Origin of the sequence: Nitrosomonas sp. (assembly GCF_019752095.1) — a bacterium.
Classification (GTDB): domain Bacteria; phylum Pseudomonadota; class Gammaproteobacteria; order Burkholderiales; family Nitrosomonadaceae; genus Nitrosomonas.
The window spans coordinates 125,817-147,151 of sequence record NZ_JAIEMO010000003.1 but is presented as its reverse complement, the minus strand read 5'-3'; the positions used below and the strand labels follow the sequence as shown (position 1 = coordinate 147,151).

Annotated in this window: 20 protein-coding genes and 1 tRNA gene; 11 read left to right on the top strand and 10 right to left on the bottom strand. The window is 45.6% G+C overall.

The features are described from left to right. Window positions 1-128: 128 nt before the first annotated feature. From K2Q13_RS00895 to K2Q13_RS00855, 9 genes are all read right to left on the bottom strand, one after another. Window positions 129-749: a 50S ribosomal protein L25/general stress protein Ctc gene (locus K2Q13_RS00895; protein WP_292918764.1), complete on the bottom strand. Its 621-nt coding sequence runs from the start codon at window positions 747-749 to the stop codon at window positions 129-131. Window positions 750-812: 63 nt separating this feature from the next. Then, the gene (locus K2Q13_RS00890; RefSeq protein ID WP_292918763.1) at window positions 813-1,763 is read right to left on the bottom strand and encodes a ribose-phosphate pyrophosphokinase; all 951 of its coding nucleotides are present in this window, start codon (window positions 1,761-1,763) and stop codon (window positions 813-815) included. 145 nt (window positions 1,764-1,908) lie between these two features. After that, window positions 1,909-1,983: transfer RNA gene (locus K2Q13_RS00885), tRNA-Gln, on the bottom strand. 6 nt (window positions 1,984-1,989) lie between these two features. Next, complete coding sequence (gene ispE, locus K2Q13_RS00880; protein ID WP_292918762.1) at window positions 1,990-2,829, bottom strand: 4-(cytidine 5'-diphospho)-2-C-methyl-D-erythritol kinase; 840 nt, start codon at window positions 2,827-2,829, stop codon at window positions 1,990-1,992. 46 nt (window positions 2,830-2,875) lie between these two features. Next, complete coding sequence (gene lolB / locus K2Q13_RS00875) at window positions 2,876-3,496, bottom strand: lipoprotein insertase outer membrane protein LolB (RefSeq protein WP_292918761.1); 621 nt, start codon at window positions 3,494-3,496, stop codon at window positions 2,876-2,878. Between the two features lie 108 nt (window positions 3,497-3,604). Continuing rightward, window positions 3,605-3,883, bottom strand: a complete 279-nt coding sequence (gene minE / locus K2Q13_RS00870; RefSeq protein ID WP_292918760.1) for a cell division topological specificity factor MinE — start codon at window positions 3,881-3,883, stop codon at window positions 3,605-3,607. Next, the gene (minD, locus tag K2Q13_RS00865; RefSeq protein WP_292918759.1) at window positions 3,880-4,692 is read right to left on the bottom strand and encodes a septum site-determining protein MinD; all 813 of its coding nucleotides are present in this window, start codon (window positions 4,690-4,692) and stop codon (window positions 3,880-3,882) included. Before minD ends, minE begins: the two co-directional genes overlap by 4 nt. A 24-nt stretch (window positions 4,693-4,716) precedes the next feature. Then, the gene (minC, locus tag K2Q13_RS00860) at window positions 4,717-5,493 is read right to left on the bottom strand and encodes a septum site-determining protein MinC (protein WP_292918758.1); all 777 of its coding nucleotides are present in this window, start codon (window positions 5,491-5,493) and stop codon (window positions 4,717-4,719) included. Window positions 5,494-5,601: 108 nt separating this feature from the next. Continuing rightward, a complete protein-coding gene (locus tag K2Q13_RS00855) occupies window positions 5,602-7,338 on the bottom strand; it encodes a tetratricopeptide repeat protein (RefSeq protein WP_292918757.1) in 1,737 nt (578 codons plus the stop codon). 381 nt (window positions 7,339-7,719) lie between these two features. On the opposite strand from K2Q13_RS00855, the gene lnt reads away from it, so the two are divergent. The 10 genes from lnt to bfr all read left to right on the top strand — a co-directional run bounded on the left by lnt (window position 7,720) and on the right by bfr (window position 18,989). Continuing rightward, window positions 7,720-9,231 (top strand): apolipoprotein N-acyltransferase, encoded by a 1,512-nt coding sequence (gene lnt, locus K2Q13_RS00850; protein ID WP_292918756.1) that lies wholly within the window; start codon window positions 7,720-7,722, stop codon window positions 9,229-9,231. A 44-nt stretch (window positions 9,232-9,275) separates the two neighbouring features. After that, the gene (gene glyQ / locus K2Q13_RS00845) at window positions 9,276-10,199 is read left to right on the top strand and encodes a glycine--tRNA ligase subunit alpha (protein ID WP_292918755.1); all 924 of its coding nucleotides are present in this window, start codon (window positions 9,276-9,278) and stop codon (window positions 10,197-10,199) included. Further along, a complete protein-coding gene (glyS, locus tag K2Q13_RS00840) occupies window positions 10,196-12,400 on the top strand; it encodes a glycine--tRNA ligase subunit beta (RefSeq protein ID WP_292918754.1) in 2,205 nt (734 codons plus the stop codon). Before glyQ ends, glyS begins: the two co-directional genes overlap by 4 nt. A 1-nt stretch (window position 12,401) precedes the next feature. Beyond that, window positions 12,402-12,941, top strand: coding sequence for a D-glycero-beta-D-manno-heptose 1,7-bisphosphate 7-phosphatase (gmhB, locus tag K2Q13_RS00835; protein ID WP_292918753.1), 540 nt, complete (start codon window positions 12,402-12,404; stop codon window positions 12,939-12,941). After that, window positions 12,938-13,657: a lysophospholipid acyltransferase family protein gene (locus K2Q13_RS00830; RefSeq protein ID WP_292918752.1), complete on the top strand. Its 720-nt coding sequence runs from the start codon at window positions 12,938-12,940 to the stop codon at window positions 13,655-13,657. The genes gmhB and K2Q13_RS00830 overlap by 4 nt, the downstream gene beginning before the upstream one ends. 14 nt (window positions 13,658-13,671) lie before the next feature. Continuing rightward, window positions 13,672-14,373 (top strand): SprT family zinc-dependent metalloprotease, encoded by a 702-nt coding sequence (locus K2Q13_RS00825; protein ID WP_292918751.1) that lies wholly within the window; start codon window positions 13,672-13,674, stop codon window positions 14,371-14,373. Window positions 14,374-14,653: 280 nt separating this feature from the next. Beyond that, window positions 14,654-16,045, top strand: coding sequence for an AAA family ATPase (locus tag K2Q13_RS00820; RefSeq protein WP_292918750.1), 1,392 nt, complete (start codon window positions 14,654-14,656; stop codon window positions 16,043-16,045). Continuing rightward, window positions 16,042-16,854, top strand: coding sequence for a retron system putative HNH endonuclease (locus K2Q13_RS00815; protein WP_292918749.1), 813 nt, complete (start codon window positions 16,042-16,044; stop codon window positions 16,852-16,854). The genes K2Q13_RS00820 and K2Q13_RS00815 overlap by 4 nt, the downstream gene beginning before the upstream one ends. Window positions 16,855-17,129: 275 nt before the next feature. Beyond that, on the top strand, window positions 17,130-18,272 hold the full coding sequence (locus K2Q13_RS00810) for a Fic family protein (RefSeq protein ID WP_292918748.1): 1,143 nt from the start codon (window positions 17,130-17,132) through the stop codon (window positions 18,270-18,272). 249 nt (window positions 18,273-18,521) lie between these two features. Continuing rightward, window positions 18,522-18,989 carry a bacterioferritin gene (gene bfr, locus K2Q13_RS00805; protein WP_292918747.1) on the top strand — a complete coding sequence of 156 codons (468 nt, stop codon included), beginning with the start codon at window positions 18,522-18,524 and terminating at the stop codon, window positions 18,987-18,989. Window positions 18,990-19,178: 189 nt separating this feature from the next. Here the strand turns inward: bfr and K2Q13_RS00800 are convergent, their stop codons facing one another. Beyond that, window positions 19,179-20,225, bottom strand: coding sequence for a hypothetical protein (locus tag K2Q13_RS00800; protein WP_292918746.1), 1,047 nt, complete (start codon window positions 20,223-20,225; stop codon window positions 19,179-19,181). A 171-nt stretch (window positions 20,226-20,396) separates the two neighbouring features. On the opposite strand from K2Q13_RS00800, the gene K2Q13_RS00795 reads away from it, so the two are divergent. After that, complete coding sequence (locus K2Q13_RS00795; RefSeq protein WP_292918745.1) at window positions 20,397-21,326, top strand: histone deacetylase family protein; 930 nt, start codon at window positions 20,397-20,399, stop codon at window positions 21,324-21,326. Window positions 21,327-21,335: the final 9 nt, after the last annotated feature.

The following is a 21,335-nucleotide window of genomic DNA, read 5'->3' as shown; positions in this document are numbered from 1 at the left end:
CAAAATACAGTGTGAATTAATCCGGTTACTCCGAGTGAATTCAGAAATTAAAAATCTGCCGGTATGTAGTTTAATCCCGGCAGATTGGCTAAATTTCCAAGGCAACTTAAGTACTTTTTCTACTTAGACTACTCTTTTTCAGCTTCTGCTTCCTCACCGGCGGCTCCTTCAGAGAGCACTGATCTTGGGATCACAATCGTTGCAACGGGTAAATCATCGCCTTTGGCCAACGCCACTGTTTCGACGTCTTTAGGCAATACCAAGTCACTTAAGTGCAGTGTATGCCCCGCGGTAAGTTCTGCCAGATCGACAGAAATAAATTCAGGTAAATCACCTGGAAAGCAAGTGATATCTACTTCATTCAAGATATGGGTAACGATTCCACCGGAAGTTTTTACGCCGGGTGAGATTTCTGCATTGATAAAGTGCAATGGAACTTTCATGTGTATTTTCTTGCTCTTGTCGACTCTCTGAAAATCCACATGTAATACCTGTTTTTTGAAAGGATGCATTTGCACATCGCGCAATAACACAGGTTCTTTTTTCCCTGCCACACTTAAAGTGAGAATGGATGCATGAAAAGCTTCCAGTTTGAGCTTGTGAAACAAATCATTATGATCCATCTCTATTGATTGCGCTTCTTGATCACCACCATAAATGATTGCTGGTACTTTACCAGAACCACGCAGGCGGCGGCTCGCACCCTTTCCCTGCAATGTGCGCTTGTCGGCACTGATTTCTATTTTCATTTTTGCTGCTCCATGTTGATGGTTTGTTCGCGACCAAACAAACCGGTTAAAAAAGGATTCGGTCTATTCCATAAATAAAGAGCTTAATGAGCTTTCGTTGCTGATGCGCAACATAGTTTCCGCCAAAAGATTGGCAATGCTTAACTGACAAATGCGTTCACAAGCTATTGCATCGTTGCGCAGCGGTATCGTATCCGTGACCACTAGCTTATCCAAAGCTGAATTCTGGATACGTTCGACCGCACTGCCTGATAGAACAGCATGGGTAGAATAGGCCAATACCGTTCGCGCACCGTGCTCTTTTAATGCTTTGGCTGCTTCGCACAGTGTATTTGCAGTATCTACCAGATCATCGATTATGACGCAGGTGCGGTCCTTGACTTCACCGATGATATTCATCACCTTCGCTTCATTGGGTTTAGGGCGGCGCTTATCGATAATGGCTAAATCACATTCCAGGCGTTTGGCCAGATGTCGGGCGCGCACCACTCCACCAACATCCGGCGATACCACGATCAGATTCTGATAATTATGTTTCCAGATATCTCCCAGCAAAATTGGCATGCCATATATATTGTCAACAGGGACATCAAAAAATCCCTGGATTTGATCCGAATGCAAATCCATAGTCAATAATCGGTCAATGCCAACCGTAGCCAGCATATTTGCTACGACCTTGGCGGTGATCGGCACGCGTACTGAGCGCGGTCTTCTGTCTTGCCGTGCATAACCGAAATATGGGATCGCAGCAGTAATTCGACCTGCGGATGCACGTTTTAAGGCATCGACCATAACCAATATTTCCATCAGGCTATCATTGGTCGGTGCGCAGGTGGATTGCAGCACAAAAACATCCTTTCCACGCACATTCTCAAGGATTTCCACCATGATCTCGCCGTCGCTGAAACGCCCTACATTTGCTCGCCCCAGATGGATGTTGAGATGCTTGACAACATCATGGGCCAATTTAGGGTGCGCGGTTCCGGTAAAAACCATCAAACTGTCATAAGACATGTTTTTTCTTCGTTCTTTGAGCAAATTAGCTGGAAAACGGAACGCTGGCTTGTTTTCTCAAACGCGTTATTTTCAACGATCCGCTTTTAGGTTTAACTACTATTCATTCACTGATTCATTGAGATTGAGTGAAATTCATACAAACTGGCAGGGGAGGTAGGGATCGAACCTACGAATGCCGGAATCAAAATCCGGTGCCTTACCACTTGGCGACTCCCCTATATCTTTATTTCATTGTCTGTTGCATTGGATGGCAATCCAATCCTCGTGCCATAAAGCCTGCCATACTATCAGGAATGCATTCGAAAACAGCTTGGGCTGCGGCTTCAGATGAAAACTCAGCAAAAACGCAAGCACCTGACCCGCTCATCGCCGTTATTGTAGTATTTTCTTGCTGCTTTAGCCACTCTAAACATCGCGCAACTTCCGGATATAACCGGCAAACTACCCATTCCAAATCATTATGGCCCTGCAAGACAGAAAAGGGCGGTATTTTGATAGGATTCGTGTTGCGTGTCAATTCTTTACTCGTGAAAATTTCAGCAGTTGATACTTGTACCGGTGGTACCAGAACTACGTACCAAGCGGGTGGCAATTTAATGCGGGTTAATTTTTCACCAATTCCTTCAGCGAAAGCATTTTCTCCAAAAATAAATACCGGGACATCAGCACCTAGCTGAAGCCCTAATTCGAGCAATTGTTGTCGGCTCAAATTAGCTTTCCACAAATGATTCAATGCCAGCAGTGTAGTGGCCGCATCCGAGCTGCCGCCACCTAAACCGCCTCCCATGGGAATTCGTTTCTGCAAAAAAATATCAATTCCTTGCTTAGTTCCTGTTGCCTGCTTTAACAATTTAGCTGCGCGAACGCAAAGATCTTTTTCCTCGGGTATACCGGCAATGGGATTATGCAGTTTGATTATGCCATCTGTTCGCAATCTGAAACTTAAGTCATCCGAAAAATCGATAAAACGAAAAACTGTTTGTAATAAATGATAACCATCCTGTCTGCGGCCAATGACATGTAGAAAAAGATTCAGCTTGGCAGGAGCAGAAAATGTAAGCATGAATAGTGAAATGAATAAGAGGGTATCTGTGTTTTATATGGAAAAATTACTCAAGCTGCCAATTGTCTACTACCAATCTGATTCTTAGGTTGTCATAAAACAAATTGATCACGCGGGGTAGCGTTAGGGAATTCAACGGGGCTGGAGTGAAGCTACTATAATGAATATGCCAGCCATCTTGACGGATAGCGATAACTTGATCTTTTCTATCCAGATCCTTTTCTGCAGCAGCAAATGGCGAATGTTCTCCCTGGATCCAGTACTGTAAGCCATCAAGTGGCAAGCGCCACCCCAATATTTCTTCAGTTAGACTCTCCACATCGGTAGCATAAAATGCCTCTAGCTTTGAGGTAATTAAGCGAACTCCTTCATCATCTTTCGTGATTTCTGCGACTGCTTGGCCTAAAGGTGTGAATAGCAAAATCTCATCAGTGGCGGTCATGTGTTGCCAGCGAAAGCTACCGGAAAAGCTTTGGTTCTTGTCTTGGATAGATATTCTACCTAGGATATTGAAATCATTAGCGGAAGTATTTTGAGTGCTGGCAGCAAGCGGTTCGGTGAAAATAGTTGTTGCAATCGCATCAGATGGTGGTTGGTTCGGTAATGTTCTGCAGCCTGGAGCGAGTAGGATGAAGCAGCTGATCAAAAATCCCAGAATAGCATTCATTTGATGGGCGTTGATCCGGTTCACTGGTAATTCAGAATTTTCAAATTCAATACAAAAATTAGTCGATTTCAATTCGTTAATTACCAATGTACCAATGCGCAAGAGTGTTTAGTTATTTATAGTTTTATTGGTTTGGTGATAATCGGGCAGAACAATATTGAGTTCTAGTGTTTCTTGATTCTCGTCTTGTTCAAAATTAACTGATATCGCGTCTTGTTCTACATTAACGTATTTACGGATAACGTCTAAAAGCTCTTTCTGCAATTGCGGTAAATAAGAAGGCTGATTGCGATAAGTGCGTTCATGCGCGACAAGAATTTGTAACCTTTCTTTGGCAAGCGATGCGGTCTTAGGTTTAGATGATCTGAAATAGTCCAGTAAGCTCATTTTCTTCCTCCGAAAAGCCTCCTGAGAAACCCTTGCTTACCATCAATAAATCGATGTGGCAGTTTTTCTCCTAAATAGCGCGCGACGACATCGGCATAAGCCTGGCCTGCTTCACTTTTTTCGTCCAGGATGACTGGTATACCTGCATTTGATGCGGATAAGACGGATTTTGACTCAGGAATAATGCCTAACAGTTCCAGGGATAAGATTTCCTGCACATCCTCCAGACTCAGCATTTCACCTAATTTTACTCGGTCGGCATCATACCGGGTTAACAATAAATATTCCTTGATAGGCTCTTCATTTCTTTCAGCGCGGCGTGATTTACTCGACAAAATACCCAGCATGCGATCCGAATCTCGGACAGAAGAAATTTCCGGATTGGTAACGACAAAAGCATCATCGGCAAAATAAAGTGCTAAATTGGCGCCTTTTTCAATACCTGCGGGCGAATCGCAAACAATGTATCCAAAATCTTTGGATAGCTCATCTAGTACTTTGCCTACGCCCTCGTGTGTCAGAGCGTCCTTATCGCGCGTTTGCGAAGCTGGTAGGATATAGAGAAGATTACAGTTTTTGTCACGAATAAGTGCTTGATTGAGACTGGCTTCCCCATTGATAACATTGATAAAATCATAAACAACACGACGTTCGCAGCCGAGAATCAAGTCCAGATTTCGCAAACCCACATCAAAATCAATCACCGCTGTTTTGTGACCCCTTTTCGCCAACCCCATGGCAATTGCTGCGCTTGTTGTTGTTTTGCCAACGCCACCCTTACCCGACGTCACGACTATAATTCTTGCCAATTGAGCCTCCTTTGCTATTTGGTTTTAAGCAATCTCTTTAATGATCAATGCGTGATTCTGTAAATATATTTGTACCGGACTGTTGTATGTTTGCTTGTTTAAATCTTCACTGGTTTTATAATCTCCCGCGATAGAGATAAGCTCAGCTTGCAAATCGAAGCAAAATATTCTGGCGGCTGTGTTGCCATGTACACCTGCTAGGGCGCGACCTCGCAAGGTATTATAGACGTGTATGTTACCCTCGGCCATAATTTCGGCACCTGCACTGACTTGAGATAATATGATCAAATCCCCGGATGCGTAGATACGTTGTCCGGAGCGAATCGGCTGAGTAACTAATATCGTTGTAGCAGATACGGGTGGAATTGCTGCTGGTTGCACAGGTTCCTTGGGTTCTTTGATTGCGGCTACTTCCGGCTGCGTGAGAGGTTGTTGAGTACTTTCCTGTTTTTGCGTCTCACCAATGATGATTGGATTACCCAGTTCGCGTACCGTGTCGATTGGAAGTGATAAAACGCGTGCTTGCTTGTTTTGTTGCTCATTACCTCCGCGAATACCGACAGGAAAAAACCCAACTCTTCGCAAAAGCTGCGCGAGCTGAGCAAAATCCAAATCCAGATTCAATTTATTTAACTCACGCAAATCAATCATCAGAGGCGAATCTTTGAAAAAATCTGGTGCCAGATTAATTTTCTCATACAGCGTTTGCTCTATTGCAATCATGTCATTCGTATAAAGAATAAGTATAGGTGCAAAAAAGGTGCTGCTTTTAAATTCAAGAGTTGGAGAAGTATTTGCCATTTTTTAGAGCGTATTGTAGCACCATGAGGACTATATCAGGATTCATTGTTATGTAATTAATGGCTTTTTTATCATGAAGTTGATTATAAGTCCTACTTATAAGAAAGTTTAGTCGATGACTTTCTTTTTTGTAAGACGTTGTAATGTTTCAAGCAAAACTTCATTATCAGGCTCTTTTTCTAAAGCAGATCGCCAAATATTTATGGCGTCGTCCTTAGCGCCTTGTACCCAAAGTACTTCACCCAAGTGTGCTGCAATTTCCGCATCTGGGCGAGCAGTAAATGCTAAGTTCAAGTAATTTAAACCCTCCGCTAGATTACCCATGCGGTAGTAGACCCAACCCAAACTATCCATGATATATGGATCCTCTGGAGCAAGCTCAACTGCTTTTCTTATCAGTTTGAGCGCTTCCGGTAATTCAATGCCGCGTTCAGCGAAGCTGTAACCCAATGCGTTGTAAGCATGAGCATTGTCAGGTTTGAGTTTTATCAGCTTGCGCAAATCCTGCTCAAGAATTTTAAATTTTCTTAGTTTGTCGGCGGCCAGTGCGCGATCATAAAGCAGTTCAGGATAATCAGGCAGCTTCTTCAGACCTTCGTTAAGCAGATCATATACTTCTTGATATGCTTTTGATCTGCGCAGAATTTGCGCTTCCGCCAGAATCAAATGAGCAGCTTGCTGATCATTGGCAGCCGGAAGTTTTTGTAGGTGCTCACGCGCTTCTTTCAGATAGCCTTGGGTTGCCAACAAATCTGCGTAGCGTATTTGTGCAGGTAAATAACGCCCCCCGCTTTTTACCATCTGATAGGAGTCCATCGCCATTTCAGGGCGATTCGTTTCCTCATAAATCTGCCCTAAGTGAAAGTACACAGCATTGGTATCTTTGTATCCCAGACTCAGTGCTTTTTTAAAACTTGTTTCGGTGACATCAAAGTCACCCATTTCTGTAGCTAAAAGTCCGGTAGCCAGCATGATTTCGGCATCGTCCGGATTCTTGTTCATTAACCATTGCAATTGTTCTCGCGCCGTATCAGTTTCACTGCTGATTATTAATACTCGAGTATATGCAATCCGCACTTCATTACTTTCGGGATATTTCCTTAGATAGTCGCGATAAAATTGAGCCGCATCGTTAGTTGAGATGCGCTGTAATATCCGTCCGTTATGAATTGCGGCGATTTCCCAATCTGGACGCAGTGCCAGTGCGCTTTGCATTTCTTCGGATGCCAGTTGGTGCTGGTTGGCAAACCAAGCTGCCTGAGAAATGGCAAAATGAACTTCCGGGAGATTTTTGTAGGGTTGGGATAGTTGTTGTATTAACAGCAACGTTGCCGCTTTATCTGAATTCCGTGATAGCAATTGGTTAAGTTGCATAAATGCATTGCCTAACCCATCTTTTTCCGAAGCCAGTAATTTTTCAAGATGAGGTTGCGCGGCATCCAATTTGCCAAGATTTACCAATAATGCTGCAATAGTTTGGCGGGCATCTACTGAATCCGGCTCAAGCTGAATCCACATTGTTGCCGCTTGTTCGGCAGCAAAAGAGTTACCTGCGTGCAGGGAAATTTCTGTTGCACGCTTAGCAATCCGGGGATCGCGCGTGGTTTTGGCCAGCTTGACATATCGGTTTACCGCAATATCCAGATTGCCGCGCTGTAATGCTGTTTCACCGATCAGGAAATCAAATAAGATTGGTGCGGTCAGTTCTTGCTTGGGTAAATTAGCTTGACTGACGTCTTCCTGCTCATTGGATTCTCCTGTGTTTTCTATTTCCTTGTTCGCGGGTATCTGCGCGCAGGCAGTCAGTCCAGATAGCAATAACACACATAGAAGTTTAAATTTCATGAGAAATCCGATTGATTTTCAAAATAAGATAAATCGTGCAGCCTGTTCATTTTCCTAGCTCATAATTAGACCCACAAACCTTAGTTCATTATTATTCTTTCTTCAGTAGCGCTTCGGATTCATTGCTCGATCATTTTTAGCATAATGCGCATATTCTACTTTTTTACTTGTCATAAAGTGAATAAATCATTATTTAGCATAAGTTGTATCGAATGTCATCACGAAAAATAAGAATTAGATGGTACGCAAGGAATTATTGATGAATTTATGTTAAGGAGATGCTGAGAACGACATTAAATCACGAAAGTTCATAATTCTACCGGCTTGCACTAAAATTCAAGCATACTAGCGCATGAATTTTATCTATTGATATTTCCAATTTTGACTCTCTTGAAAAATTCTTACGTTAAATTAATTATTGTTTATTTGTTGGGTGTGCTGACTGTGCTTGGTTTTGCACCTTTTTATCTGTTTCCGGTTCCGGTGATTACGCTCGCTGCATTGTTCGGTTATTGTCACAATAGCCCATCCCCGATCAAAAGTGCAACACTAGGGTTTTGTTTTGGCATGGGACTGTTTAGTGCTGGCGTCACATGGATTTATGTCAGTTTGCACGATTTCGGCGCAATGCCGATGCCCATCGCGGTTGTCGCATTGATTATACTCTGTGCTTATCTGTCGCTCTTCCCTGCTTCGGGGTTGTGGTTATTGGCTAAACTTCGTTTGACTTCATCATTTCTCTGGGCTGCACTGGCTGCCGCACTGTGGATATCGTTTGAATGGCTGCGCGGTACTTTGTTTACCGGTTTTCCATGGTTGTTGATGGGCTACTCACAGGCACCTTTCAGTCCCTTGGCAGGCTTTGCGCCGATCATCGGTGTATACGGTATCTCAATGATCGTGGTATTCAGTGCTGCGTTGCTATTTTTCTGGATTGATAAAGGGGTCAGGCACTGGCGTTACGGACTGCCCTTAATGCTAATTTGGCTCGGCGGATATGGTTTACAGGCAATTAACTGGGTGAAGCCGCAAGGTGAACCGGTTACGGTGAGTCTGCTGCAGGGTAATATCGCCCAGGATCTGAAATGGCGCGAAGACTATTTGCAAAATACGATGGAAACCTATGCCCGGCTGATTCTGGAAAGTGATAGCCGCTTGATTGTAACACCGGAAATTTCTATCCCTTTGTTCAGCGATGTCGTACCGAAACTCTATTTGTCGCATCTGGCTGAGCATGCCAAAAACAACAATGGCGATGTATTGATCGGGCTGGCCGAGCGTGATGCCCATAATGCTGACGAATATTACAACACCATGTTCAGTTTTGGTTCCGCACCAGAGCAAAATTACCGCAAGCATCATTTGGTTCCTTTTGGTGAATTTATTCCATTAAAGCCCATATTCGGGTGGGTTATCGATGTATTGCAAATACCGCTATCGGATTTTTCGCGCGGCAGCCTGGATCAACAGCCGATGAATCTGGCAGGTCAGCGTGTTGCGATCAATATTTGCTACGAAGATGTTTTTGGCGAAGAAATCATTAATCAGTTACCACAAGCCACGATGTTGGTTAATGTCAGCAATGACGCCTGGTTTGGGCGCTCGATCGGGCCACAGCAGCATTTGCAGATTTCGCAAATGCGCGCGCTGGAAACCGGACGCTACATGCTGCGAGCCACCAATACTGGTGTAACCGCGATCATCGACGAGCGCGGCAAGGTATTGCAAACCATTGAAATTTTTACTACTGCGGCGTTGCATGGATTAGCGCAAGGTTTTACCGGAGCCACGCCCTATGTGCGGATGGGAAATTACCCGGTACTTGGACTCGCCGGTTTGCTAATATGCATTGGATTGCTATCCGCGTTTCGCACCGCGCGAAAAACCCGGTAAAATCCGCATTACTTCATTTGAGAGTGGTTCAATCCAGATTCTTCATGTCAACACTTACTTTTCAGGAAATCATCCTGACCTTGCAACGGTATTGGGATAAGCAAGGATGCGCGATTTTGCAACCCTACGATATGGAAGTCGGCGCGGGAACCAGCCATACCGCTACTTTTTTGCGTGCCATCGGCCCTGAGCCTTGGAAAGCGGCATACGTACAACCAGCGCGCCGACCGAAAGATGGGCGTTATGGCGACAACCCGAATCGCTTGCAACATTATTATCAATTTCAGGTAGTGCTCAAACCGTCACCGAAGAATATTCTGGACTTATATTTCGACTCGTTACGCGAACTGGGGTTTGATTTGACGCAAAACGACGTGCGTTTGGTCGAAGATGATTGGGAAAATCCCACTCTGGGTGCCTGGGGTTTGGGCTGGGAGGTTTGGCTCAATGGCATGGAAGTGACGCAATTCACCTATTTCCAACAGGTTGGCGGCATTGATTGCAAACCAGCTACCGGTGAAGTTACCTATGGATTGGAGCGGCTTGCGATGTATTTGCAAGGCGTGGAAAGCGTGTTTGACCTAACCTGGACCCAAGGATTGACTTATCACGATGTGTATCATCAGAACGAAGTGGAGCAATCAATCTATAATTTTGAGCAGAGCGATACCGAGTTTCTGTTTCTGTCGTTCGGCAAGCATGAAGCGCAAGCCAATCATCTTATCGAAAAACAATTGGCGCTGCCTGCCTACGAGCAAGTGTTGAAAGCCGCGCATACGTTCAATCTGCTGGATGCACGCGGCGCTATTTCGGTCACAGAGCGCGCCGCATATATCGGGCGCATCCGCAACTTGTCGCGGCAAGTCGCCAAGGCGTATTACGATAGCCGCGCAAGCCTGAATCCTCCTTTCCCGATGGCCCCGCGCGAATGGGTCGAACAAATGCCCGATATAGTGAAGTCTGCATGATGGCCCAGAACCTGCTCGTTGAATTATTAGTGGAAGAATTGCCACCCAAATCGCTGAAACAATTGGGTAACAGCTTTGCGCAATTATTGGCGGTCAGCCTGGAAGCGCAAGGATTGATAACCAAAGATGCAACCGTCGCCTCCTATGCAACCCCGAGGAGGCTGGCAGTGCATATCAGCAACGTGGCTGCGCAAGCTGCCGATAAAGCGGTTACTCAAAAACTAATGCCAGCAACCGTCGGCCTGGATGCGCAAGGCCATCCAACACCGCCATTATTGAAAAAACTGGCAAGCTTTGGCGTGGATGCTACAGTCGTGCCACAGCTCAAACGCGCGCTGGATGGTAAAACCGAAACACTATTTCTGGACAACACCGTCAAAGGCACGTCGTTGACCGACGGCCTGCAAAAAGCGTTGCAGGAAACGATCAGTCAATTACCGATTCCCAAGGTGATGACGTATCAATTGGCGGATGGTTGGAGCAGCGTCAACTTTGTGCGCCCCGCGCATGCATTGGTCGCGTTGCATGGCGCAGATATTGTCCCTGTCAATACTCTAGGTTTGCAAGCCGGACGCGAGACACAAGGGCATCGTTTTGAAGCGAGGGTCAATCCCATCGTACTGCACAATGCCGACAGTTATGTGCAGCAATTAATTACCGAAGGCGCGGTCGTTGTAGGTTTTGCTGAACGCCGCACCGAAATCGTTCGTCAGCTTGCTTTAGCTGCCGCACAGGAAAATCTTACCCCGATTGACGATGATGCTTTGCTGGACGAAGTGACCGCATTGGTCGAGCATCCTAATGTGCTAGTTTGCAAATTCGATGCAGAATTTCTGCAAGTGCCGCAGGAATGTCTGATTCTGACCATGAAGGCGAATCAGAAATATTTCCCGTTGCTCGATGCGCAGGAAAAATTGGCCAACAAGTTCCTGCTGGTTTCCAATATCCGGCCCATTGATCCAACGCAAGTGATCGCTGGAAATGAACGTGTGGTGCGTTCGCGTTTAGCCGATGCTAAATTCTTCTACGATCAAGATTGTAAAGATACATTGGCATCGCGAGCTTGGAAATTGGATACGATGATTTACCATAGCAAGCTTGGAACACAGGGCTTGCGTATGCAATATGTCCGTGCGATCGCTAGTATGATCGGGCAACAATTAGATGGTGACAGACTAGCCGCCCAGGTCGCTAAAGCGGTCATGCTGGCAAAAGCGGATCTTTTGACTGGCATGGTGGGCGAATTTCCAGAACTGCAAGGCATCATGGGACGTTATTATGCGCAACAAGAGGGGTTGGGTGACGATATCGCCTATGCTATTGAAGATCACTATAAGCCACGTTTTGCCGGAGATAAATTGCCACAAAATCAGGTCGGCATTTGTCTAGCGCTGGCGGATAAGCTGGAAACACTGGTTAATATGTTCGGTATCGGTGAAATTCCAACTGGTGACAAGGATCCGTTTGCATTGCGGCGCTATGCTTTGGGCATTATTCGCATCTTGATTGAAAAGGATTTATCGCTTGAATTGGGCCAATTAATTCGGTCGACTGTTGAGGTCATTGAAGATAAAGAGATTCCTCAGCATTGGATGGAGTCTATAAAAAAAGTAGGAAGAATTGCTTTATATTTCGATAACGAAACTGTTCATAAATTATTTTCACGCCGAGTGCCAAAAGAATCACATGAGCAATTGCTGGCATTTGTTTATGAGCGACTCGCCGGAAGTTTACGCGAACAAGGTTACACCGCGCAGGAAGTCGATGCTGTGCTCAGTCTGAGTCCGCAGAATCTGAGCGACATTCCGAAGCGTCTCGCCGCCGTGCGGGCTTTTGCAGCATTGCCTGAAGCCATCAGCCTGGCAGCAGCCAACAAGCGGGTGGGCAATATCCTCAAGAAATCGGAAGGTAGCATCCATGATGAAGTAAATGCCAGGCTATTGCAGGAAGAAGCTGAGCAGGTGCTCCATCAAACATTAACAACCCTATTGCCGCAAATAGAAAAAGCTTTTGCAGCAGGTGATTATACCGCTTCGCTGCAAACTCTTGCCAAGCTCAAATCACCGATCGATGCTTTTTTTGATCATGTGATGGTGAATGTTGAAGATGAGTCACTACGCAATAACCGGCTTGCCTTATTGAAACAACTTCAGCAAACCATGAATCGTGTAGCTGATCTTTCAAAATTGGCGGTTAGTTAGCATGAAACTGATCATCCTCGACCAAACGGGTGTAATAAACCAATGCAGTGATACCTTTATCAAAACGCCGGAAGAATGGATTCCCATTCCAGGCAGTCTGGAGGCCATTGCCCGGTTAACGCATTCCGGTTATCGCGTAGTCATTGCCACCAATCAATCGAGCATTGGTCGCGGCTTGATCGATATGACGACTTACAACGCCATTAATGACCAAATGTACAAAGCAATTCATCATGTTGGCGGGCGCATCGATGCGATATTTTTTTGCCCGCATACGGATGCGGACAAATGCACCTGCCGTAAACCGGCGACCGGTTTGTTTGATGAAATCATGCAACGTTACGGTGTCAATTTAAGGAATGTTCCGGTTGTTGGTGATTCATTAAAGGATCTGCAAGCTGCTGCGGCTGTTGGTGCAATCCCAATCTTGGTGTTGACCGGGCATGGACAAGTAACGCGCAATGAGAGTGAAATCCCCGCTAATACACAGATTTTTGAGAATCTGGCTGCGATGGCCCACGCGCTGATTGAAAATACATGATAGTGACCATTCTTCGCTCAACACTGTATATGTTGTTGCAAATCATCATTACGCCGCCATATGCTTTGCTGACATTAGCCTGTTTTCCATTATCGCCGCATAATCGGTATCGGGTTACTTCCAGCTGGACCTTCATCATGCTGTTTTTACTGCGCAATCTGTGTGGTATTCGTTATCAGATCATCGGTGTGGAAAATATCCCGAAAACTCCGAGTATCGTGTTGTCCAAACATCAATCGGCATGGGAGACATTAGCTTTCCAGAAAATTTTTCCGCCCCAAGTGTGGGTACTGAAAAAGGAGTTATTGCGCATCCCATTTTTCGGCTGGGGCTTGGCCATGACCAGCCCCATCGCGATCGACCGGAGCGCCAAAAAGAAAGCATTGGAACAGATTGTTGAGCAAGGCAAAGACCGGTTAAAGCAAGGATTCTGGATTGTGATCTTTCCGGAGGGTACGCGTATTCCGCCCGGCCAGCGCGGCAAATATCGTATCGGTGGCGCATGGCTGGCAACGCATACAAACACGCTGGTAGTGCCGGTCGCACACAATGCCGGCGAGTTATGGGGGAGAAATTCTTTCGTCAAACACCCCGGCACCATCACTGTCAGTATCGGCAAGCCAATCGACCCCACCGGCATGGAACCCGGCGAATTGAATGCGCAGGTGGAGGCCTGGATTGAGTTTGAAATGCTTCGCATTAGGCAGAAGAGCTAGTAAAAACCATAAGAGTGCTTGCTCAAACCATTCTCAACGGTCAGGAAATTACTTACACACTCAAACGTTGTAAGCGCAAATCCATTGGTTTAACAATTGACCATCAGGGCTTGCGCATCAGCGTACCGCTGCAAACCGTGCTTCCCCAAATCGAAACCATCCTGCGGGAAAAAGCGGGCTGGATCACGAAAAAGCTGGAACAATGGGAAAACAAAAAAAGCCTTGCCATGTCATGGACGCGAGATGCGATCTATCCATTATTGGGTGAACCGTGGCATGTCGCGCTGAAATCATCGGGCGAAATTGAAATGGTGCGGTATTTCATCAATGAAACTGCGAATGCGCGAACTGCTGAACAATCCTTACCGCAACTCAATCCTCGGCAAATCGAGAAATTCGTCATGGCTTGGTACTATCAGCAAGCCATTGCCTGCTTTCAGCAGCGTATCGCGATCTATGCCCAAGCACTTAATGTACGTGTTCCGCCATTCCGTTTGTCGCGCGCTAAAACCCGCTGGGGCAGCTGCAACAGCCGTGGCCTCATACACCTGAATTGGCGTTTGATCCAAATGCCGCTGCATCTCGTTGATTACGTCGTGGCGCATGAACTGGCGCATTTGATTGAGATGAATCATTCTGCTGAGTTTTGGGAATTGGTGGGGGGTGTTTATCCGGGGTATCTGGTTGCTCGGAAGGAGCTTAAGGAATATGGTTAGGCCATACAAACGAGAGAGGGCTGTGTTATAAGCCCTTATTCTGGTTTCTTGTCAGTCCGGTGAAAAGCGTTTTCGTGCCTCGCAAAAACAAGCGGAAAGCGAAGTTTACGCATGATAAATGAGCATTTTGAGCCTATTTTTAACACTGCAGTGGCAATGCAGCTATTTTTTCAACGACTTGCTAATCTAAATGCATTTATAATGCACTGATTGAAGGCCTTTATGCATTGAGTTGCCAAAGCGCTATATCGCGTGATAATGACAATTGGAAAAGGTAAGAATGTCAAATGCAGGACTTGCTCCCATGCCAAACCTGAACATACAAAAACTAAGACTCCGTGATTATCGCTGTTTTGAAGCGCTCGACATTAACTTCCATCCGCAACTAACAGTGCTTGTCGCATCAAACGGCGCAGGCAAAACATCTGTTTTGGATGCCATTGCCGTAGCTTTCGGTCCTTATATCGGTGCCTTTAACGAAAGTGTTGGAAAGAGTTTCAAATCAACCGACATTCGTTTGACACGTGTTCGTGAAACAACCACCAATGAAATGGAATACGCACCCAAAGGTATCCGACTGGAAGCAACTGGATTTATCCCAGGTAGTATACTTGAATTAATTGGCGGATTCGGACCCGCAATCTGGAAGCGCGACCTAGCCGGACCAACTAAGGCAAGAACCACCGTCAAGGATGCCAAGGAATTGATCGACTATGGCAAGCGGCTACAAGAAGCTGTACGAACGCCTGGCACTGACATCATACTTCCTTTGCTAGCCTACTATGGTACTGGCCGTTTGTGGCAACAGAAAAAACAAACAGGGAAAAAATTAGCGCGAACCTCGCGTACCATTGGATATACCGATTGCTTGGATCCTGGTTCTAGTTATAAATCCTTCGTTGCTTGGTTTCGCTATTGGAGTACCAACGCATTCAAGGGGCAGTTAGAAGCAAACAAAGCTGGTCGTGCCTACGAGTCTACCGAGTTTGATCACTACCTGGAATCAGTTGGCGGTGCAGTCAACGCTTGTCTTTCCCTTTCCGGTTGGAAAGACATTAATTATTCGTTGTCTCGCGAAGAACTCGTGGCCCATCATGAACAATACGGCGAATTACCCGTTTCCCTTTTGAGCGACGGCATCCGCAACATGATTGGTATGGTAGCCGATATTGCTTTTCGCGCCACCAAGTTGAATCCGCAGCTTGGTGCTCAAGCGGCTGCGGAAACTCCCGGCGTAATCTTGATCGACGAAGTGGATATGCACCTACATCCCGAATGGCAGCAGGTCGTTTTGCAAAACTTGGTTACTGCATTTCCGAGTTTGCAATTTATTGTTACTACTCACAGCCCGCAGGTGCTGACTACAGTTTCATCGGAACGCATACGCATTCTGCGGGGAAACAATGTTTATGCCGCACCACCTGGGACTGAAGGTGCAGAGCCAGGGCGCTTACTTAAGCAGGTATTAGGTTTGCAGGACATACGCCCACCGGCCATTACAGCGACTAAGGAACTGAAGGAATACCTTGCTCTCGTTGATAATGATCAATGGAACAGCATCCGCGCTCGGGAGTTGCGAGAAATTTTAGATGCACGTTACCAAGGTAATGAGCCTGAATTGCTGGAAGCGGACTTGCGCATCGAAAACCGCAAGTGGGAACTGGGTGAATGAAGCGAGTGCTCAGGCAACGAGAGCCCGACGAACTTGCTCGCTATCGTCGTGCCGCTCCAAGCAGCACTTGGGAACAGATGAAGAGCGATCTCGATTCCAAAGGCCCCGATGTCTATGCCGCCTGCCGCGCTCAACTGATTGCTGATCAAGGGGGGATTTGTGCATTTTGCGAGATTGATATTCGCGATAACGATCCACTTAAATGCAGAATTGAGCATTTTCATCCCAAGTCAGATACGTCTGAAGCACATAACTGGGCGTTAGACTGGAATAACTTGTTGGGTGTGTGTTCAGGGGGATCCAACAAGCATGGGGATGCTCCATACACGCAAAAACCATTGACTGACAATCTTAGTTGCGATGCCCATAAGGATCAGATGATCCAATCCGGAAAACTGCCGGCGCAGTGTGAAGGCTGGATTATTAATCCCGCAGAATTGGTCGCCTCGTCCTGTTTGTTTGGTCTGGAGAAAAGTACCGGAAAATTATCGCCAGATCCAACTAACTGCGCGGCTTCCCTTGCTTGGCCTGGTAATTGTCATCCTGATCTGCAGACTTTGGTGCAGCACACTATAGATATGCTCAATCTCAACTGTGACAGGCTGTGTCAAGCACGACTCGCTATTATTAAAGATATCGAACGTAACAAGAAAAAACAGCGTAAAGCGGGATATTCAGCGCAACAAGGATTGACCAATTTGGCTAATCGCTATTTACGCCGACAATGGCCGGGTTTCTTCACCACCATTCATTTGTGCCTGGGTGCTGCGACTGAAACGTGTCTGGCGAATCTTGGATTTCTGGACTGAGGATGACTGAATGTCATTGCGCCAAATGATTTAGCAGGCCATTGAAAAACTATCTGTATTGCCGTTGCGGTGTTAAAAACAGGTACAAAATGCGTATTTATTAGGCATAAATTGCGCTTTTTCACCTGTTCTTGCTTTGCATCAGCTGTTTCGAAAACGATTTTCAATTGGCCTGCTAAAGCCCCATCAAAGTAACATAAAATTGTTTATATTTTACTTTCTTCGATGAAAGTATTATAAAGCGTTTTATATGTTACTTTCCGCATGTACATGACATGACCATACAGCTTGAGCAGTATCAATCCGGGCATTATCAGAAAGGTTATGAATACCGATATTTCTTGCCTTCCAGAATCAATGACGAATGGATGTGGCAAACGCCGCAGATAAATCTGTTGCTGGAAAAAGCAGCTGTCAAACTCGGGGAGCTCAATTCGTTTGCGCGCCTAGTGCCCAATACAGATTTGTTCATTCAATTGCATGTAACCAAGGAGGCGGTAGTTTCCAGCCGCATCGAAGGAACACAAACCAATATCCGTGAGGCGGTGCTGCCGGAATCGGAAATATCGCCCGAGCAACGTGATGATTGGCACGAGGTGCAAAGTTACACGCTTGCTCTGAATCAGGCGATCAGCAATTTGCAAACGTTGCCTTTATCTTCACGGTTACTAAAACAAACGCACGCGATATTGTTGCAAAGTGCCCGTGGTGAACACAAGATGCCTGGTGAGTTTCGTACCAGTCAGAACTGGATAGGCGGTCATAGTTTGGCGGATGCTGTATTTATACCGCCGCATCATGAGTATGTGAATGATTTGATGGGTGATTTGGAACATTTTTTACACAATAAGGATATTCATGTTCCTGCTTTGATACGTATCGCAATTGCGCATTATCAGTTTGAGACCATACACCCGTTTCTGGATGGCAACGGGCGTATCGGGCGCTTGTTGATCACCTTGTTTCTGGTGAGCAAAGGGATTCTGGGACAACCGTTGCTGTATCTCTCAAGTTATTTTGAGAAGAACAAGGGGCTGTATTATGATAATTTGATGGTGGTGCGTGAGAAAAACGATATGTTGCAATGGCTTAAGTATTTTCTGGTTGGAGTAGAGCAAACGGCGTCGCTGGCTGTAACAACTTTATCCAACATTATTGCTTTGAAAGTTCGACTGGAACAGGTTCTGCAGGCTAACTTAGGGCGCAGGACCGCGAGCGCACAACGTTTGCTCAATGCCTTGTTCATGCAGCCAGCTATCAGTGTCGAAGCAGTCCAAAAAATATGCGACATCAGCTACAAGGCTGCCAATGAACTGGTTGCTGCGATGTGTATGCATGGAATTTTGCAGGAAATTACTGGGCAAACCCGTAACCGCGTATTTATTTTTGCTGAGTATTTGGCGATTTTTGACGACTGAGTTGTGGCGATTTGTTTTAACTGCCTGAATCAACGGGATCACTTCAAGAATTAGAATGAGAACGGCATCAAGAATTATTATCATTTATTATCAATGATTTGCTATTGTGTTTCTGATGTTTGATTCTTATAATGCATAGTGTTTGAATCAAACAGCAGGTTGCTCTTGTCTGACCGCCTCGTTGAGTTGTTTAAAACAGTGAAAATAGGGGCCACCTGCAATCTGATACATAATCGAAGGAGTATTCTTATGAAAGGCAATACTAAAATTATCGATATCCTGAATAAACTCCTTGCCGGTGAGCTGACGGCGATGGATCAATATTTCACGCATTCACGGATGTATGAGGATTGGGGATTCAGTAAGCTCTATGAACGGATTGATCATGAAATGGATGATGAAAAGCAGCATGCAGATCATCTGATCAAACGGATTTTGTTTCTCGAGGGCACGCCTGCTGTGGGCAATCGCAGTCCGTTGAGAATTGGCAGTAACGTTCCGGAAATGTTGCAAAACGATTTAGATCTGGAGCGGGCTGTGATGACTGCATTGCGAAATGCCATTGTTGCTTGTGAGCAGGAGCAAGATTATCAGACTCGGGAAATTCTTGTTGTGATGTTGGCAGAAACAGAGGAAGACCATGCGTACTGGTTGGAAAAACAATTGGGGCTGATAGGAAAAATAGGATTACAGAACTACTTGCAGTCGCAGATGTGACAATCAACCAAAGCGCATGCATCTGAGTGTATGCCATGTAACATCTTTCTATGCCCATTCATTTCCAAGCTTGATAATTTTCTGTTCGATCTTTGCTTCTCAGTTGGCGCAATTATGATCATAATTGCACCAACTGAATTCTTCCCGCCAGTTTTCAAAAACTTATCGTTACATTTTGTGTCATTGCGCTTAATTCAAGCTGCTCATATCCTCTTGATATTTAGCCTTGCATTGTTCACTCTTGCCACCTAAATCCAGCATACCGGTAGTTCTCATGCATTCATTATATTCAAATAAAATATCATTCTTTTTTTGTGCAGTCTCTAAAGAGGCTGAAAGCTGATTCACTTGTTTGACAACATTCTTTAAACCGGTATCCGACGCGGCACTCAAGCTTTCAACTTTTTCTTTGGTCGCGTCCAGTCTAAGCAGGGATTCTTGATTGATTTTTTTGGCTTGCTCAGCAAAGGCGTGGTTGGCTCGAGTGGAGTAGTTTCTTAATTCATCCACATTTTGTTGCGTAATGCCCGCCAATTTCGTTTGGTAATTATTAAGTTCATCCTGAACAAAAGTATTGATAGCTTCTTTAAAATCTTCTAATGAACCGTCAATTTCTTTCTTGAATCCTTGCATTTTCATTTCAACCAGGACTTTGACGTCTTCGTCCAGTTTTTTCACAATCGTATCCGAAATTTTCTCCACCGGCGGGCGCGAATCGATAATTTCGGTTTTTGCATCGGTTAAGCTGGATTTGAGATCATCCGCAAGCAACTTTTGCTTGCCGTCAATTTGAACAAGCGCGTTTTTTTCATTTTCCGCAACCAGCCAGGAAATCAGTATCAGTTCCTTTTTCTTTTGCTCATTAAGGCCATGAATCATTTCATCTAAAAAACTCGCAGTGGCTTCTTTATCCGCAATGCTTTTCATATGCGCCAAATTGGCGGAATCCAATAAGTTCTGCAAATTACCTTGAATCTGACTGATATTAGCATCCGCCCGGGTTAATATCAGCGATTGGCGGTAGAATTCATAGGGCAAATAAACCAAAGCCAGGGTGGCGCATATCACAGAGGCTATAGTTTTCCACCCTTTATGCTGGATATAAAAACTGAGTCCAAGAAATACTAAAACTAAAGTGAAAACCGGCATTAAAATTTGCGCTATTTCCAGCCAACCTCTTTCTATCAGCGTTTCAATCGAAACAAATTTCAACATCGTGGTAATAAACTCGTTCATCCGTGACTCCCCATATGACGAAAACATGCAATTAAACGTAACAGCTTTTTCAATGCCGATAATTTATCATGGTATAGCTGATTGATTGTATAAACTTTACCTTTTGGCGCAAACTGCGTTTGAGGAGCGTGACTATGATCAATCTTAGATTTCAGCGAATAAGGAAATAACGTGCAAACTGCTTATATCAGTCATCCGGATTGTCTCAAGCATGACATGGGCATGGGGCATCCGGAATGCCCGCAGCGCTTGACTGCGATCCAAAATGAATTGCATGCCGCGGGCTTGCTGGCGCAACTGCAATGTTATGAAGCGCCATTGGCAACAACAGATCAACTGGCGCGCGTGCATGCCTTGGGTTATATCGAAAGCATCCGGCAAGCTGCTCCAGCCGTTGGATTGATTGCTCTGGATGCGGATACCGCGATGAATCCCTTTACGCTCAACGCCGCATTGCGTGCCGCCGGAGCGGTCGTGCTGGCCACCGATCTGGTTTTGATGGGCACAGTGAGTAATGCGTTTTGCGCTACCCGCCCACCCGGTCATCACGCGGAATCAGATCGCGCCATGGGGTTTTGCCTGTTCAATAATGTCGCAGTCGGCGTGGCGCACGCAATCCAGCATCATCAGTTGCAGCGCGTTGCAATTCTGGATTTTGACGTGCACCACGGCAACGGCAGCGAAGAAATTTTTCACGATAATCCGCAGGTCATGCTGTGTTCCACTTTTCAGCATCCTTTTTATCCGTACAGCGGCGCCAATAGCGGAAATGATCGCATGATCAACGTGCCGCTCCGGCGTGATGCCGATGGTACAGTTTTCCGCCAAGCGGTGAACGATCATTGGTTGCTGGCACTGGATCGATTCAAGCCTGAAATGATTTTTGTCTCCGCCGGATTTGATGCGCACCGTGATGATGACATGTCGCAGGTGCATTTGAGCGATGACGATTATGTTTGGATCACGCAGCAGATCAGGACGATTGCGGATCAATATTCACAGGGCCGGATTGTATCCGTGCTGGAAGGTGGATATGAGTTGCATTCGTTGGCACGCTGTGTGGCAGTGCATATACGTGTGTTGCATGCGCAAGAAATATAGGGCGGGTAG

What these genes read in the sequence shown, in the direction of transcription:
- K2Q13_RS00895 (WP_292918764.1), bottom strand. Translation starts at nt 749, where the DNA reads ATGAAAATAGAAATCAGTGCCGACAAGCGCACATTGCAGGGAAAGGGT.
- K2Q13_RS00890 (WP_292918763.1), bottom strand. Translation starts at nt 1,763, where the DNA reads ATGTCTTATGACAGTTTGATGGTTTTTACCGGAACCGCGCACCCTAAA.
- ispE (WP_292918762.1), bottom strand. Translation starts at nt 2,829, where the DNA reads ATGCTTACATTTTCTGCTCCTGCCAAGCTGAATCTTTTTCTACATGTC.
- lolB (WP_292918761.1), bottom strand. Translation starts at nt 3,496, where the DNA reads ATGAATGCTATTCTGGGATTTTTGATCAGCTGCTTCATCCTACTCGCT.
- minE (WP_292918760.1), bottom strand. Translation starts at nt 3,883, where the DNA reads ATGAGCTTACTGGACTATTTCAGATCATCTAAACCTAAGACCGCATCG.
- minC (WP_292918758.1), bottom strand. Translation starts at nt 5,493, where the DNA reads ATGGCAAATACTTCTCCAACTCTTGAATTTAAAAGCAGCACCTTTTTT.
- K2Q13_RS00855 (WP_292918757.1), bottom strand. Translation starts at nt 7,338, where the DNA reads ATGAAATTTAAACTTCTATGTGTGTTATTGCTATCTGGACTGACTGCC.
- glyQ (WP_292918755.1), top strand. Translation starts at nt 9,276, where the DNA reads ATGTCAACACTTACTTTTCAGGAAATCATCCTGACCTTGCAACGGTAT.
- glyS (WP_292918754.1), top strand. Translation starts at nt 10,196, where the DNA reads ATGATGGCCCAGAACCTGCTCGTTGAATTATTAGTGGAAGAATTGCCA.
- gmhB (WP_292918753.1), top strand. Translation starts at nt 12,402, where the DNA reads ATGAAACTGATCATCCTCGACCAAACGGGTGTAATAAACCAATGCAGT.
- K2Q13_RS00830 (WP_292918752.1), top strand. Translation starts at nt 12,938, where the DNA reads ATGATAGTGACCATTCTTCGCTCAACACTGTATATGTTGTTGCAAATC.
- K2Q13_RS00820 (WP_292918750.1), top strand. Translation starts at nt 14,654, where the DNA reads ATGTCAAATGCAGGACTTGCTCCCATGCCAAACCTGAACATACAAAAA.
- K2Q13_RS00815 (WP_292918749.1), top strand. Translation starts at nt 16,042, where the DNA reads ATGAAGCGAGTGCTCAGGCAACGAGAGCCCGACGAACTTGCTCGCTAT.
- K2Q13_RS00810 (WP_292918748.1), top strand. Translation starts at nt 17,130, where the DNA reads ATGACCATACAGCTTGAGCAGTATCAATCCGGGCATTATCAGAAAGGT.
- bfr (WP_292918747.1), top strand. Translation starts at nt 18,522, where the DNA reads ATGAAAGGCAATACTAAAATTATCGATATCCTGAATAAACTCCTTGCC.
- K2Q13_RS00800 (WP_292918746.1), bottom strand. Translation starts at nt 20,225, where the DNA reads ATGAACGAGTTTATTACCACGATGTTGAAATTTGTTTCGATTGAAACG.